14 protein-coding genes are annotated in these 14334 nt (G+C 66.5%); 5 read left to right on the top strand and 9 right to left on the bottom strand.

What is annotated here, in order from left to right; translation table 11 throughout:
* Positions 1–133: 133 nt before the first annotated feature.
* The 4 genes from rpoD to B5X82_RS17055 form a co-directional block, all read right to left on the bottom strand.
* Complete coding sequence (gene rpoD, locus B5X82_RS17070; protein WP_079649394.1) at positions 134–2158, bottom strand: RNA polymerase sigma factor RpoD; 2025 nt, start codon at positions 2156–2158, stop codon at positions 134–136.
* A 52-nt stretch (positions 2159–2210) separates the two neighbouring features.
* The gene (gene dnaG, locus B5X82_RS17065) at positions 2211–4073 is read right to left on the bottom strand and encodes a DNA primase (RefSeq protein WP_079649393.1); all 1863 of its coding nucleotides are present in this window, start codon (positions 4071–4073) and stop codon (positions 2211–2213) included.
* A complete protein-coding gene (locus B5X82_RS17060) occupies positions 4074–4466 on the bottom strand; it encodes an endonuclease domain-containing protein (protein WP_223811319.1) in 393 nt (130 codons plus the stop codon).
* A gap of 71 nt (positions 4467–4537) precedes the next feature.
* Entirely contained in the window at positions 4538–4990 is a 453-nt protein-coding gene (locus B5X82_RS17055) for a GatB/YqeY domain-containing protein (protein ID WP_079649391.1), read from the bottom strand.
* 134 nt (positions 4991–5124) lie between these two features.
* On the opposite strand from B5X82_RS17055, the gene carA reads away from it, so the two are divergent.
* The 5 genes from carA to B5X82_RS17030 all read left to right on the top strand — a co-directional run bounded on the left by carA (position 5125) and on the right by B5X82_RS17030 (position 11201).
* Positions 5125–6303: a glutamine-hydrolyzing carbamoyl-phosphate synthase small subunit gene (carA, locus tag B5X82_RS17050; RefSeq protein WP_079649390.1), complete on the top strand. Its 1179-nt coding sequence runs from the start codon at positions 5125–5127 to the stop codon at positions 6301–6303.
* Positions 6300–6662, top strand: a complete 363-nt coding sequence (locus tag B5X82_RS17045; RefSeq protein ID WP_176152609.1) for a ribonuclease E inhibitor RraB — start codon at positions 6300–6302, stop codon at positions 6660–6662. The genes carA and B5X82_RS17045 overlap by 4 nt, the downstream gene beginning before the upstream one ends.
* Positions 6662–9994: a carbamoyl-phosphate synthase large subunit gene (gene carB, locus B5X82_RS17040; RefSeq protein WP_079649389.1), complete on the top strand. Its 3333-nt coding sequence runs from the start codon at positions 6662–6664 to the stop codon at positions 9992–9994. The genes B5X82_RS17045 and carB overlap by 1 nt, the downstream gene beginning before the upstream one ends.
* A gap of 83 nt (positions 9995–10077) precedes the next feature.
* Positions 10078–10554 (top strand): transcription elongation factor GreA, encoded by a 477-nt coding sequence (gene greA, locus B5X82_RS17035; protein ID WP_079649388.1) that lies wholly within the window; start codon positions 10078–10080, stop codon positions 10552–10554.
* Positions 10555–10571: 17 nt separating this feature from the next.
* A complete protein-coding gene (locus B5X82_RS17030; protein ID WP_079649387.1) occupies positions 10572–11201 on the top strand; it encodes a rhomboid family intramembrane serine protease in 630 nt (209 codons plus the stop codon).
* Positions 11202–11322: 121 nt separating this feature from the next.
* On the opposite strand, the gene B5X82_RS17025 is transcribed toward B5X82_RS17030, so the two are convergent.
* The 5 genes from B5X82_RS17025 to B5X82_RS17005 form a co-directional block, all read right to left on the bottom strand.
* Entirely contained in the window at positions 11323–11538 is a 216-nt protein-coding gene (locus B5X82_RS17025) for a DUF4170 domain-containing protein (protein ID WP_079649386.1), read from the bottom strand.
* Between the two features lie 135 nt (positions 11539–11673).
* Complete coding sequence (locus B5X82_RS17020) at positions 11674–12270, bottom strand: MlaC/ttg2D family ABC transporter substrate-binding protein (RefSeq protein ID WP_079649385.1); 597 nt, start codon at positions 12268–12270, stop codon at positions 11674–11676.
* 114 nt (positions 12271–12384) lie between these two features.
* A complete protein-coding gene (locus B5X82_RS17015; protein WP_079649384.1) occupies positions 12385–12816 on the bottom strand; it encodes a hypothetical protein in 432 nt (143 codons plus the stop codon).
* A complete protein-coding gene (locus B5X82_RS17010; RefSeq protein WP_125724485.1) occupies positions 12813–13553 on the bottom strand; it encodes a phage holin family protein in 741 nt (246 codons plus the stop codon). Before B5X82_RS17010 ends, B5X82_RS17015 begins: the two co-directional genes overlap by 4 nt.
* Before the next feature lie 3 nt (positions 13554–13556).
* On the bottom strand, positions 13557–14180 hold the full coding sequence (locus B5X82_RS17005; protein ID WP_223811320.1) for a hypothetical protein: 624 nt from the start codon (positions 14178–14180) through the stop codon (positions 13557–13559).
* Between the last annotated feature and the right edge of the window lie 154 nt (positions 14181–14334).

Below are 14334 nucleotides of genomic sequence, written 5' to 3'. Positions count from 1 at the left end.
TTTGAAGCGGAGTCCCGTTGCCCTCATTTTCGGGCCATCCTGGCGAAAGCCGGGATCTCACTTCTCTTCGCCGAAGCACGAAAAAGGCAGGGAGATCCCGGCTTTCGCCAGGATGACGAAAGGCAATCGAGCCCTATTGGTCCAGGAAGCTCCGCATCTTGCGGCTGCGGCTCGGATGCTTGAGCTTGCGGAGCGCCTTCGCCTCGATCTGGCGGATGCGCTCGCGCGTCACCGAGAATTGCTGGCCGACCTCCTCCAGCGTGTGATCGGTGTTCATGCCGATGCCGAAGCGCATGCGCAGGACGCGCTCCTCGCGTGGGGTGAGGCTGGCGAGGACGCGGGTGACGGTTTCCTTCAGGTTGGACTGGATCGCGGCATCGACCGGGATGATCGCGTTCTTGTCCTCGATGAAGTCGCCCAGATGGCTGTCCTCCTCGTCACCAATCGGCGTTTCGAGGCTGATCGGCTCCTTGGCGATCTTCATCACCTTGCGGACCTTCTCGAGCGGCATGGACAGCCGCTCGGCCAGTTCCTCGGGAGTCGGCTCGCGGCCGATCTCGTGCAGGATCTGGCGGCTCGTGCGGACCAGCTTGTTGATCGTCTCGATCATGTGGACGGGGATGCGGATCGTCCGCGCCTGGTCGGCGATCGAGCGGGTGATCGCCTGCCGGATCCACCAGGTCGCATATGTGCTGAACTTGTAGCCGCGGCGATATTCGAACTTATCGACGGCCTTCATCAGGCCGATATTGCCCTCCTGGATCAGGTCCAGGAACTGCAGGCCGCGGTTGGTGTATTTCTTGGCGATCGAGATGACGAGGCGGAGATTGGCCTCGACCATCTCCTTCTTCGCGATGCGCGCCTCGCGCTCGCCCTTCTGCACCATGTTGACGATGCGGCGGAACTCGCTGAGCGCCATGCCGGTCGCCTGGGCGATCTCGCCGATCTCGTTGCGGATGCGATCGACGGCGTCGGCCTCGTTGGCCGCGAAATTCGCCCACTTCTTGTCGATCCGACCGACCCGGTCGAGCCAGCCGTCCTCCATCTCGTGGTTGACATAGGCTTCGAGGAAGTCGCGGCGCGGCACCTTGTGGCGCTCGGCCAGGCGCAGCATCTGCCCGCCCAGCGTGGTCAGCCGGCGGTTGAACGAATAGAGCTGGTCGACGAGATATTCGATCTTCGCGCCGTGGAACTGGACGCTCTCGACCTCGGCCGTGAGCTGCTCGCGCAGGCCCTGGTAGCGCTCCTCCTCGGCGGCCGGGAAGTCGTCGCCGACGCCGAGCGCGGCGACGCGCGCGGACTGGACCTGCGAGAAGGTCTTGTAGAGATCGGTGATCGCCGCGAACCGCTCGAGCGCCATTGGCTTGAGCTGCTCTTCCATCTGGGCGAGGCTGAGGGTGTTATCCTCGTCATCGTCTTCCTGCGGGCGCGGGGCGCGCCGCTCGGTCATCGAGTCCTCGTCCTCGTCGGCGGAGGCCTCCTCCTCGGGCTCATCCTCCTCCTTGAAGGTCGGACCCGCCGTCTCGGCCGAGATTTCGCCGTCGGCGTCCTCGTTCTCGACCTGCTCGGCGGTCGGACCCTTCGAGAGCATCGCGTCGAGATCGAGGATCTCGCGCAGCTGCATCGTGCCCTCATTGAGAGCGTTCGACCATTCGATGATCGCGTTGAAGGTGATCGGGCTCTCGCAGAGGCCCAGGATCATCGTGTCGCGGCCTGCCTCGATGCGCTTCGCGATCGCGATCTCGCCCTCGCGGCTGAGCAGCTCGACGGCGCCCATCTCGCGCAGGTACATGCGCACGGGATCGTCGGTGCGATCGACCGTTTCCTTCTTGGCCGTGGTGGTGAGGGCAGGGCCGGTATCGCCTTCCTCGGAGCCGGCGACCTCGTCGATGCCGTCCTCCTCGGGCTGCTCGTCCTCGCCCGCATCTTCGTTCTCGACGATGTTCACGCCCATCTCGTTGAGCGCGGACATCACGTCCTCGAGCTGGTCGGAGGTCATCTGATCCTGCGGCAGCGCCTCGTTGAGCTGCTCATAGGTGATGTAGCCCTTGCGCTTCGCGCGGGCGATCAGCTTCTTGAGCGATCCTTCGTTGAGATCGATGAGCGGGGCGTCACCGTCGATCCGATCGCCACCCTCGCTCCCGTTCGTCTTCGCCATCTAAGACCAGCCCTCAATGTATGTTCGGCCGGAAACGCCGGCCTCAAACAGTTTAAGCGCCCCCGCCGTCCTCGCCCAGGGCGAGGTCGGTGAGCGCGCGATCCGCCGCCTCGCGGGCCGCGAGCAGCCTGCGCTGCTCCTCTAGCCCGGCATCGTCGGCCGCCATGCCCAACCGCTCGGTGGCCTCCCTCAGCGCCGCGTCCAGAAGGGGTCGCGCCGCCATGGCCTCGATCGCCGCCGAGAGATCGCGCATAGCACGGTCAGGATCGGCATTGCCGCGCAAGAAGGAAAAGGCAAGAGCGTTCGTAGCCTTGAGCTCCTCGACCACAGCCCCAAGACCCGCCTCGGCCAATATGGTTTCGAGGCTTTCCTTTTCAAGCGGGAGCCCCGAAAATCCAGCTTCGAAGGCTTCCGCACGCAGCCTGTCGAGCCGCTCGTCGTCAAGCTGGAGTTGCCCGATCGCCTCCATGTGCGACGAGAAAAGCGCCGGGAAGCGGAGCAGGCCGGCCATCACCGCGCGGGTCACCATCGGGTTGACCCCGCTCCTGTTCACCGCATGGGCGGCCCGCGACGGCGGCAGCGGTTCGGGTTTCCAGGGCTGGCCGGGGCGGCGCTGCCGCCGGGGCTGGAAGCTTCGTTCGAACGGGCGGCGCTGGGCGCTGCCGAACAGTTCGTCGAAGCGGCGGCGGAACTCGGCCTGGTAGAGTTCGCGCACGTCGCGGTCCTGGATCGATCCGGCGAGGTCGCCGAGCCGCTTGCGCAGGCCGGCGCGGGCTTCGGGTGTCGACAGCGGCTGCGCCTCATATTCAGCGCGCCACAGCAACTCGTCGAGGCTGATCGCCTCGCCCAGCACCTGCTCGACCGCGCGGACGCCGCCCGACTTGACGAGGTCGTCGGGGTCCTGCCCGCCGGGCAGCAGGGCGAAGCGCAGCGTCCGCCCCGGCGCGATCATCGGCAGCGCGCGCTGGGCGGCGCGGACCGCGGCCTTCTGCCCAGCCTTGTCGCCGTCGAAGCAGAGGAGCGGTATCTCGGACATCCGCCACATCCGTTCGAGCTGAGCTTCGGTCAGCGCGGTGCCGTTGGCGGCGACGGCTTCGTCGATCCCCGCCTTGGCCAGCGCGATCACGTCCATATAGCCTTCGACCGCGATCACGCGGTTGGCCTTGCGCGATGCGGCGCTGGCGCGCTCGATGTTGAACAGGGTCCGGCCCTTGTCGAACAGCGGCGTGTCGGGCGAGTTCAGATATTTGGGCTCGCCCTTGTCGAGGATGCGCCCGCCGAAGGCGATGACGCGCCCGCGCTGGTCCTGGATCGGGATCATCACGCGGCCCCGGAACCGGTCATAGGGTTCCTTGTCCTCGACCTGGATCAGCAACCCGGTCTCGATCAGCTTGGCGTCGCCGAAGCTCTTCAGCGCGGTGCGGAGCTTGCCGCGCGAATCGGGGGCGAAGCCGATGCCGAATTTCTTCACCAGTCGTTCGTCGATTCCGCGCCGCTGGAGATAGGCGCGGGCCTCGGCACCGGCGATCCCGCCCAACTGTTCCTGGAACCAGCTCGCCGCGGCCGCCATAACATCATGGAGCCCCGCCTGCATCTCGTTGCGCTGCGCTGCCCGCGGATCGGGGGCGGGGACCTCCATTCCGGCGCCCTGCGCGAGCTCCTTGACCGCATCGATGAAGGTCAGGCCCTTCGCCTCGGTCAGGAAACGGATCGCGTCGCCATGCGCGCCGCAGCCGAAGCAATGGTAGAAGCCCTTGTCGTCGTTGACGTAGAAGCTCGGCGACTTCTCGTTGTGGAACGGACAGCACGCCTTGAACTCGCGTCCGGCCTTCACGAGCTTCACCGACCGCCCGATCAGGGTGGAGAGCGTGACCCGGGCGCGGAGCTCGTCGAGGAATTGGGGGGAGAGGGACATCTACTCCCCCTCCCTGCCAAGGGAGGGGGCCGGGGGGCGGGTCACGCCGCCCGACAGCTCGACCTTCGAAGGCCGCCCCGCCGCTGCCGCCGCGATAACCGTCAATACGCCTTCGATGTTCGCGCCGATCTCGGCATTGGTGAAGCGCAGCACCCGATATCCCATCTGTCCGAGCGCATGGTCCCGGTCCGCATCGCGCACTCGATCATGGGTATCGCCGTCCACCTCGATCACAAGGCGCAGATTGCGGCAGACGAAATCGCAGATAAAGCCGTGCAGGACGATCTGCCGCGAAAATTTGAGTCCTTCTAGCCGCGCGCCGCGAAGCTGCTGCCAGAGCCGATCCTCGAAGGGCGTGGGTGCTGCCCGCATGGTGCGGGCATGGGTGGCCAATCGGGGATCGATTCTTCGCGGCATGACCCACCCCCAACCCCCTCCCTTGGCAGGGAGGGGGCTTTTTAACCTTACCCCAGCCGCGCCTTCACCAGGGCGCTGGCCTTGGCCATGTCCATCTGGCCGGCGAAGCGTTCCTTGAGCGCCGCCATCACGCGGCCCATGTCCTTGACCGAGGACGCGCCGAGTTCGGTCGCAAGGGCGTCGATCGCGGCGCGGGCCTCGTCCTCGCTCATCTGTTGCGGCAGGAAGCGCTCGATCACCGCGACCTCGGCCGCCTCGGCGGCGGCGAGCTCGGGGCGGTTGCCCTTCTCGTACATCTCGATCGATTCGCGGCGCTGCTTGATCATCTTCTGCAGCACCTCGGTGACGAGCAGGTCGTCGTCGGGCTGCTGGGCGGCGGTCCGCAGTTCGATGTCGCGGTTCTTGATCGCCGACTGGATCAGGCGGATCGCCGCCGTGGTGGTGGCGTCGCGCGCCTTCATCGCGGCGACGAGCGCCGTCTTGATGTCGTCTCGAATCATGGGAACCACCGGTCTGTTCGGGAAAGGAGGATGCGTAGCACAGAGATTCCTGATTTAATAGAATTGACCCGCCGAGGAGGGGCCCCTAGGTACGCCGCCGTTTGCCCACCGACCCATAGCCGAGGAGAGCCCTAGTGGCCGAAACCGATCACGCGCGTCTGACACCCCCCGAGGGCGCAACGGGCGTTTTGGTTCTCGGCGACGGGACGCTGATCTGGGGCAGGGGATTCGGCGCCGAAGGCGACGCCGTCGGCGAGGTCTGCTTCAACACGGCGATGACAGGCTATCAGGAGGTGATGACCGATCCCTCCTATGCCGGGCAGATCATCACCTTCACCTTCCCGCACATCGGCAATGTCGGCACCAATGCCGAGGATATCGAGGCGACCAACCCCCACGCGCTCGGCATGGTCGTGCGCGAGGACGTCACCGACCCCGCCAATTTCCGCAGCAGCCAGCATCTCGACGCCTGGCTGAAGGCCAATGGCCGGATCGGTGTCTCGGGCGTCGACACCCGCGCGCTCACCCGCGCGATCCGCGTCAACGGCGCGCCGAACGGCGTCATCGCGCATAATGCCCAGGGTCGCTTCGATATCGAAGCGCTGCGCCGCAAGGCGCGCGAATGGCCGGGGCTGGAGGGCATGGACCTCGCCAAGGAGGTCAGCGCCACCCAGACCTACAAGTGGAACGACGGCCTGTGGACGCTGGGCGAGGGCTATGACCTCGACGCCGCGCCCGCCGACGCGCCGCACGTCGTCGCGATCGACTATGGGCTGAAGCGCAACATCCTGCGCAACCTGGTCGCCGCCGGCGCGCGGGTGACGGTCGTCCCCGCCACCGCCAGCTTCGAAGAGGTGATGGCGCACAAGCCCGATGGCGTATTCCTGTCGAACGGACCGGGCGACCCCGCCGCGACCGGCGAATATGCGGTGCCGGTGATCCGCAAGCTGCTTGAGGTCGGCACGCCGCTGTTCGGCATCTGCCTCGGCCATCAGATGCTCGGCCTCGCGGTCGGCGCAAAGACCTACAAGATGCACCAGGGCCATCGTGGCGCGAACCATCCGGTCAAGCGCACCGATGACGGCCGGGTCGAGATCACCAGCATGAACCACGGCTTCGCGGTCGACACCGACAGCCTGCCGGCCAATGCCGAGGCCACCCATATCTCGCTGTTCGACGGTTCGCTGGCGGGCCTCCGCCTGACCGACAAGCCGGCGTTCAGCGTCCAGTACCACCCCGAAGCCAGCCCCGGACCGCAGGACAGCCATTATCTGTTCGAGCAGTTCGTCGCCCAGCTGAAGGCGAAGGCGTGACCAAGGGCGCCGTCGATCCCCAGCGGCTCGAGGAGGAATGGCGGGCCGATATGGAGGTCCTCGCCGATCTCGCCGAACATGGCGATCGGGCAGAGATAGAGCGCCCCGTCGACGTCAGCTTCCGGGGCAGCCCCGAGGCGCTGGTGCGCCTGACCGAGGCGGCTGAGGGGCTGGGCTTCGACTATCTCGACATGGAGACCTCGCCCGACGGCGATCCCTGTCTCTTTCTGGTGCGCGACCAGCGTGCCGACGTGGAATCAATCAAGGCCCTTACCGCCACCTGCCTGCAGATCGAGGTCGATTTCGGCGTCGAATATGATGGCTGGGGCTGTGCCGCCCAGGATGGAACAAGCGAATAATGCCCAAGCGCACTGACATCTCCTCCATCCTCATTATCGGCGCGGGTCCGATCGTCATCGGTCAGGCCTGCGAGTTCGACTATTCGGGGACGCAGGCCTGCAAGGCACTGCGCGAGGAAGGCTATCGCATCATCCTCGTCAACTCGAACCCCGCCACCATCATGACCGATCCGGAGATGGCCGACGCGACCTATGTCGAGCCGATCACGCCCGAGATCGTCGCCAAGATCATCGAGAAGGAGCGGCCCGACGCCGTCCTGCCGACAATGGGCGGGCAGACCGCGCTGAACACCGCCCTGGCGCTGTTCAACGACGGCACGCTGGAGAAATATGGCTGCCAGATGATCGGCGCCGATGCCGAGGCGATCGACAAGGCCGAGGACCGGCTGAAGTTCCGCCAGGCGATGGACAAGATCGGCCTGGAAAGCCCGCGCTCCGATGTCGCCCACACGCTCGACGAGGCGCTGCGCGTGCTCGACTATGTCGGCCTGCCGGCGATCATCCGTCCCAGCTTCACCATGGGCGGCACCGGCGGCGGCATCGCCTACAACAAGGACGAGTTCGTCAAGATCGTCACCGGCGGCCTCGACGCGTCGCCGACCACCGAGGTGCTGATCGAGGAATCGGTGCTCGGCTGGAAGGAATATGAGATGGAGGTCGTGCGCGATCGCGCCGACAACTGCATCATCATCTGCTCGATCGAGAATGTCGATCCGATGGGCGTCCACACGGGCGATTCCATCACCGTCGCGCCGGCGCTGACGCTGACCGACAAGGAATATCAGATCATGCGCAACGCCTCGATCGCGGTGCTGCGCGAGATCGGCGTCGAGACCGGCGGGTCGAACGTCCAGTTCGCGGTCAACCCGGCCGACGGCCGCCTGGTCGTGATCGAGATGAACCCGCGCGTGTCGCGCTCCTCGGCGCTGGCGTCGAAGGCGACCGGCTTCCCGATCGCCAAGGTCGCCGCCAAGCTGGCGGTCGGCTACACGCTCGACGAGATCATGAACGACATCACCGGCGCGACGCCTGCCTCGTTCGAGCCGACGATCGACTATGTCGTCACCAAGATCCCGCGGTTCGCCTTCGAGAAATTCAAGGGCTCCGAGCCGCTGCTGTCGACCGCGATGAAGTCTGTCGGCGAGACGATGGCGATCGGCCGCAACATCCACGAATCGATGCAGAAGGCGCTGCGCGGCCTGGAGACCGGGCTCGCCGGCTTCAACGTCGTCGAGGGCCTGAAGGGCGCGCCCCGCTCGGTGATCGAGGAGGAGCTGGCCCGGCCGACCCCGGACCGGCTGCTCGTCGCGGCGCAGGCGTTGCGCGAAGGCCTCTCGGTCGACGACATCCACCGCATCGCCAAGTACGAGCCCTGGTTCCTCGAACGCCTCGCCGAGATCGTCGCGGCCGAGGAGGAGGTGTGCCGCGAGGGCCTGCCGCAGGACGCGGCGGGCATGCGCCGGCTGAAGGCGATGGGCTTCTCCGACAAGCGGCTCGCCTGGCTGGCGCTGCAATCGGCCAATCTGGCGGGCATGGCACGCGAGCAGGCGCGCGGCTCGGGCATCGTCCATGACGCGGCCAGGGCGATGACCGGCGGCATCACCGAGAAGGAGGTGCGGGCGCACCGCCACAAGCTGGGCGTCCGCCCGGTGTTCAAGCGGATCGACACCTGCGCGGCCGAGTTCGAGGCGAAGACGCCCTATATGTACTCGACCTACGAGGCGCCGAGCTTCGGCGAGCCCGAGTGCGAGAGCAATCCGAGCGATCGCGAGAAGATCGTCATCCTCGGCGGCGGCCCGAACCGGATCGGTCAGGGGATCGAGTTCGACTATTGCTGCTGCCACGCCTGCTTTGCGCTGGCCGATGCGGGCTATGAGACGATCATGGTCAACTGCAACCCGGAAACGGTGTCGACCGACTATGACACGTCGGACCGCCTCTATTTCGAGCCGCTGACCGCCGAGGACGTGCTGGAGATCCTGCATGTCGAGCAGTCGAAGGGTACGCTCAAGGGTGTGATCGTCCAGTTCGGCGGGCAGACCCCGCTCAAGCTGGCGCAGGAGCTGGAGGATGCGGGCATCCCGATCCTCGGCACCAGCCCGGACGCGATCGACCTGGCCGAGGACCGCGAGCGCTTCGCCGCGCTGGTCGGCGAGCTCGGCTTGAGCCAGCCGCGCAACGGCATCGCCCGCAGCCGCGAAGAGGCGCTGATCGTCGCCGAGCGGGTCGGCTATCCGGTGCTGATGCGGCCTTCTTACGTGCTCGGCGGCCGCGCGATGGAGATCGTCGAGGATCCGTCGCAGCTCGATCAGTATATTAGTACTGCGGTCCAAGTATCTGGCGATTCACCAGTTTTGATCGATCAGTACCTGCGCGATGCGATCGAGGTCGACGTCGACGCGATCTGCGACGGCGACGATGTCGTGGTCGCGGGCGTGCTTCAGCATATCGAGGAGGCAGGCGTCCATTCGGGCGACAGCGCCTGCACCTTGCCGCCTTACAGCCTGCCCAAGGAGATCATCGCCGAGATCGAGCGTCAGACCGATGCGCTGGCCCGCGCGCTCAAGGTGCGTGGCCTGATGAACGTCCAGTACGCGGTAAAGGACGGCGAGGTCTACCTGATCGAGGTCAATCCGCGCGCCAGCCGCACCGTACCGTTCGTGGCCAAGGCGATCGGCCAGCCGATCGCCAAGATCGCGGCGCGGGTGATGGCAGGCGAGCGTCTCAAGGCGCTGCCGCGTATCCGTCTCGACGTCGATTATATCGCGGTCAAGGAAGCCGTATTCCCGTTCGCGCGTTTCCCCGGGGTCGACCCGGTGCTGAGCCCGGAGATGAAATCTACCGGTGAAGTCATGGGAATCGATAGCGATTTTGCCACAGCCTTCTCCAAGGCACAGCTCGGTGCGGGCACCAGGCTGCCGCTCGGCGGCACCGCCTTCGTCTCGGTCAAGGACGGCGACAAGGGGCATATCCTGCCCGCCGTGCGGCAGCTCATCGCGATGGACTTCACCATTCTCGCGACCAGCGGCACCGCGGCCTTCCTGCGCGAGCAGGGGCTGGAGGTCGAAACCGTGCTCAAGAAGCGGGAGGGGCGGCCGAACATCGTCGACCGGATCGTCGACGGCGACGTCGATCTGATCTTCAACACGACCGAGGGCTGGCAGTCGCTGCTGGACTCGAAGGCGATCCGAACCTCGGCGCTTTACGGCCGCGTTCCCTATTTCACCACGGCGGCGGCGAGCGTCGCGGCGGCGCAGGCGATCGGGGCATTGCGGGAGCGGAAGCTTGAAGTGCGCGCGCTTCAATCCTATTATTCTCATTCGCACGCCTGATCCCCACATTGCAGGAGTTCAGGGCGGGCGGCCCGGCCGGGGTCGTCCGGGGACGTTGGTTTTGACGAAGGGGTTGTTGGACGATGGCGAGCATTGAGAAGCTGCCGATGCTGGCGGAAGGGCAGAAGATGCTCACCGAGGAGCTCGCCCGTCTCAAAGCCGAACGGCCGCTGATCATCGATGCGATCGAGGAAGCTCGGGCGCATGGCGATCTTTCGGAAAACGCCGAATATCATGCCGCCAAGGAGCGCCAGGGTCAGATCGAGGCGTCGATCGCCGACATCGAGGACCGGCTGAGCCGTGCCCAGGTGATCGATCCCAGCATGTTGTCGGGCGACAAGATCGTGTTCGGCGCGACCGTCACGCTGCTCGATGACGACGACAAGCCGGTCAAGTACCAGATCGTCGGCCAGACCGAGGCGGATGCCAAGACCGGCAAGATCTCCTACAATTCGCCGCTTGGCCGCGCGCTGATCGGCAAGAAGGTCGACGACGAGGTCGAGGTCACGGTGCCGTCGGGCGACCGCTTCTACCTCGTCTCCAAGATCGAGTTCATCTGAACGCTTCCGGGGCGCCGATGCGGTTGCCGCCCAGCCGCTGCACCAATGCGATCGCCATCGGTACGACGGCGATCTACTTGCTTCTTGTCCTGCTCGGGTGGAGCGACGCGGCCGACATTGCCGGCGGCTTCGTTCCGGCCCGCCTGGCCGGCATGGAGATTCCGGGGGCGCTGCCCGCCTGGATCACGCCGCTGACCGCGACTTTGCTCCACGGGGGGATGCTGCACCTCGGCTTCAACATGCTGATGCTGGTCTTCTGCGGCCGCATGGTCGAGGCGGTGATCGGGCCGGCGGCGCTCGCGATCCTCTATGTCGTCGGCGCCTATGCCGCCGCGGGCATGCAGTTCCTGGTCAATCCGGCCGACGGCACCCCGATGATCGGCGCGAGCGGCGCGATCTCCGCGCTGTTCGCAGGCTATGCGTTGCTGTTCGGCCGCCCGCGCGGCTTCGCCAGCCATCCGACGCTGGGCGTCGCGATCAACATAGTCTGGCTGGCGGCGGCCTGGATCGGCGTCCAGTTCCTGATGGGCTTCGCCTTCGCCGACTATGGGATGGCGATCGCCACCGGAGCCCATGTCGGCGGCTTCCTCGCCGGGCTGCTGCTGATCCGGCCGCTGCTGGCCTGGCGGCGGCGATCGCTCCGCTAGAAATCCGTCATGCCGGCGGAGGCCGGCATCTCAGGCGTCTCCTGCCGCGACCATATCTCTCTTCCTCCCGAGATGCCGGCCTTCGCCGGCATGACGTCTTTGGAAGTGGATGGCTTGTCGATCAGCCCAGTTCGGGTTCGAGCAGCTTGTGGAGGTGGACGACGACGTACTTCATCTCGGCATCGTCGACCGTCCGCTGCGCCGCGCCGCGCCACGCCTTCTCGGCGCTCTTGTAATCTTCATAGAAACCGACGACGTCGATCTGGCTGAGGTCCTCGAAATCGAGGCCCTGCGGATCCTTGACGCGACCGCCGAACACCAGGTGGATCTTGCTCATGCGAATACTCCGTTGATCGTCCTGCCGGACGAAACCTGGCACCATCTCCTGACGAAGAAGGGCGGTTCAGGATAGTCCCGAACCGCCTCCCGTTCCTTCACTATTTTCGTGACGGCCGCCCGGCCGCCGGAAAGATCAGCCGCGCGCTTTCATCATTGCGATCAGGCCGTCAATGCCTTTTCGCTGGATGATCGCGTCGAAATCCTGTCCTTGGGTGACTGCCAGATTGATGTTGGCGACGGTCAGGTTGGTCACCTTGAACGCGCCGCCGACCTTGGCGACCGACCAGACGGCGCTGATCGGCTGCGCCCCGGGCTTCTGCACCCGGGTCACCACATTGAAGCCGCTACCCGCCGGAGCGGTGCGGATCACCTTCATCGACGCGTTCGCATAATCGTAGAGATTGTCCGAATAGGTGCCGATGATGAAGTTCGGGATGGCAGCCTTGTAGGCGGCCTTCTGCTGCGGGGTGATCTGATTGTTCCAGCGGCGGATCAGCCGATCGCCGATCGCGTCGATCGCGAAATGCTGCGACAGCAGCTCGCGGAACTTGGACCGGACCGCGGTCTTGTTGCCGGTCTTGAGCACGGCGAACGCCTCGGTGCCCAGCGACGAGATGAAAGTCCCGGCATCCTGATTGGCGACGACCGCGGCCTGGGCCGATGCGGCGGGGACCACGGCGATCGCGCCGGCCAGCATCAGGGCGGCAGTGAGCTTGGTGAACCTGTTCATTATCCTGTTCTTCTCCATCGGCGCGCACGACGGCGCGCGCCCTTCAATCGATCTCGTCCGTCGATTAGCGGCCGGGCGATGAACCCCGATTGAACCGTGACGCCCCGGAAACGCTCAGGAGCGGACCGCGTCCACCGCGGCGTTGCCGGCGCTCTCGGCGACCTTGGCGAGCGAGTCGATCAGCTTGCCGACCTGCTTGCCGGCCGCATCGGTGCTGATGCCGAGCTCGTCGAGCTTCGCCTGTCCGGCGTCGCGCGCGGCGCTGACGGCTTCCTTGGCGCGGTCGTTGATCGCGCCGCCGATCGAGCCGAGCAGTTCCTCCTCCTGCCGGGTGCGGGGCAGGAGCGTGCCGATCGCCGCCCCGACCGCCAGACCGCCGAGCAGCGCCGCCACCGGAAAGCTTTCGACCCCCTCGGCTGCCTTGCGTCCCGCGGTGCGCGCGGCCTCGCCGCCCGTCCTGATCTTCTCGCCGGCATAATCGCCCACGCGGGCCGCGCGCTGCTTGATGCCGGCTCCGGCCGCCTCGGCCTTGCTCTTGATGGTCATGCGCTCGTCTCCTCATCGTCGCGGGCCGACGGCGATCGCCGCCGGTCGCTGCTGAAACTCGTCGGCCCGCGCCGGGTTGCACGGGCGATGCCGCGGGCGATCCGGTGGAGCGGCGGACGCAGCACCAGCATCAACAGCGCGGCGGCGGCCAGCGCGGCACGGCCGGGTCGACGCCGGATCGCGTCGATCGCCTTATGGCTCATTTCCTGGGCCTGATCGACGACGATCTCGGCCAGGTCGGCGACCAGCGCCTGTGGATGGAGCCGCGCCTGCGCCTCGCCGACGGTCTCGACGAGCTGGTTGCGGGCATCTTGCGACCGTCGCCGGACGCGTTCGAACAGCTCGTCGATCGGGCTGGGATGCACCGGATCGGCATGGTCAGCATCATCATCGTCGTCGGCATCCTCGACCACCAGCATCAGCTTGCGGACGCCGATGCGGATCAGCAGCACCGCCAGGCCGATGCCGAGCAGGACCGAGACCGCCGCCCCGCCGAGCCGGCCGATCCACGGCGCCAGGACGAAGGACAGAGTGACGAGGAAGGTCACCGCCGCGGCCTGGCCCATGATCGCGCCGATCAGGCAGAGCAACGCGCCCGTGCGCGCCCGGCCGATACGGCGATAGAAATCGGTCCGGAACAGGGCGAGCTCGGCCTTGGCGAGGGCGCGGCCGTCCTCGATCAGCCGCGCCATCAGCGCGCCGAGCGTCTCCTGTTCGTCTGGGCGCCCCGCCGTCAAGGATCAGGCTGCGGGCGGCGTGTCGTCGGACGTCGCCGGGGTTTCGGCGATCGGCGTATCGGCAAGCGGAGCCTTGGGCGCCTTCGGCTTCGCCGCCGCCCGGGGCTTCGCGGTTGCCTTCGCCACAGGCTTGGCCGCTGGGCGAGGGGCGCTCTTGCGGGCCGCTGGCTTGGGCGCGGCAGCGGGATCCGCATCGGCATCCGCCGCTGCCTCCTTGGGAGTCAGCCCCGACTTCACGACCCGCGCCAGCAGGAAGCCCACGGCGGCGGCCGCCGCGATCGCCACGGCCGGCGAGGAGCGGACGACGTTGCGGGCATCGTCGATCAGCTCGTCGGCATCCTTGTCGCGCAGCGTTGTGGCGAACCCGCTCACCGCGTCGGCCGCCTGCTGGATATAGCCGCCATATTGATCGCCCAGCTTCTCGCTGACCTGCGAGGCGGCGTCGCCGACCAGGCTGGCGACGTTGTCGAGCGCCTCAACGGCGCGATCCTTGCCCTGCGAGGCATAGTCCCGGGCGCGCGCTTCCGCCTGACCGGTGAAGCCGGCCGCGGTATCGTTGAACGCTTTGCGGGCGCTGTCGAACGCACTGCCGGCGCGCGGGCCGCCGTCCTGATTTTGGGTCGCCATGTCGATCGTCTCCATCAAAAGAGGCCAGCTCATCAACCAAATGGGGCGGATAGCGTTCCCGTGTGGATGGCTCCCGCGTTGCGGTGCGATTTTCTGACGTTCTGACATGCCATATCGAGTGCAGTCGCGTGTCCGGCCTTTATGTGCAGCCTTT

The sequence above is a fragment of the Rhizorhabdus histidinilytica genome (assembly GCF_900167915.1).
In the GTDB taxonomy this organism is placed as follows: Bacteria; Pseudomonadota; Alphaproteobacteria; order Sphingomonadales; family Sphingomonadaceae; genus Rhizorhabdus; species Rhizorhabdus histidinilytica.
Note: the sequence above shows the minus strand (reverse complement) of the source record. Positions and strands in the feature narration are given on the sequence as shown.

Excerpts from the sequence above, each read along its gene's own strand:
- carB (WP_079649389.1), top strand. The coding sequence starts at position 6,662 with ATGCCCAAGCGCACTGACATCTCCTCCATCCTCATTATCGGCGCGGGT.
- B5X82_RS17020 (WP_079649385.1), bottom strand. The coding sequence starts at position 12,270 with ATGAACAGGTTCACCAAGCTCACTGCCGCCCTGATGCTGGCCGGCGCG.
- B5X82_RS17025 (WP_079649386.1), bottom strand. The coding sequence starts at position 11,538 with ATGAGCAAGATCCACCTGGTGTTCGGCGGTCGCGTCAAGGATCCGCAG.
- B5X82_RS17015 (WP_079649384.1), bottom strand. The coding sequence starts at position 12,816 with ATGACCATCAAGAGCAAGGCCGAGGCGGCCGGAGCCGGCATCAAGCAG.
- B5X82_RS17055 (WP_079649391.1), bottom strand. The coding sequence starts at position 4,990 with ATGATTCGAGACGACATCAAGACGGCGCTCGTCGCCGCGATGAAGGCG.
- B5X82_RS17005 (WP_223811320.1), bottom strand. The coding sequence starts at position 14,180 with ATGGCGACCCAAAATCAGGACGGCGGCCCGCGCGCCGGCAGTGCGTTC.
- rpoD (WP_079649394.1), bottom strand. The coding sequence starts at position 2,158 with ATGGCGAAGACGAACGGGAGCGAGGGTGGCGATCGGATCGACGGTGAC.
- B5X82_RS17030 (WP_079649387.1), top strand. The coding sequence starts at position 10,572 with ATGCGGTTGCCGCCCAGCCGCTGCACCAATGCGATCGCCATCGGTACG.
- dnaG (WP_079649393.1), bottom strand. The coding sequence starts at position 4,073 with ATGTCCCTCTCCCCCCAATTCCTCGACGAGCTCCGCGCCCGGGTCACG.
- greA (WP_079649388.1), top strand. The coding sequence starts at position 10,078 with ATGGCGAGCATTGAGAAGCTGCCGATGCTGGCGGAAGGGCAGAAGATG.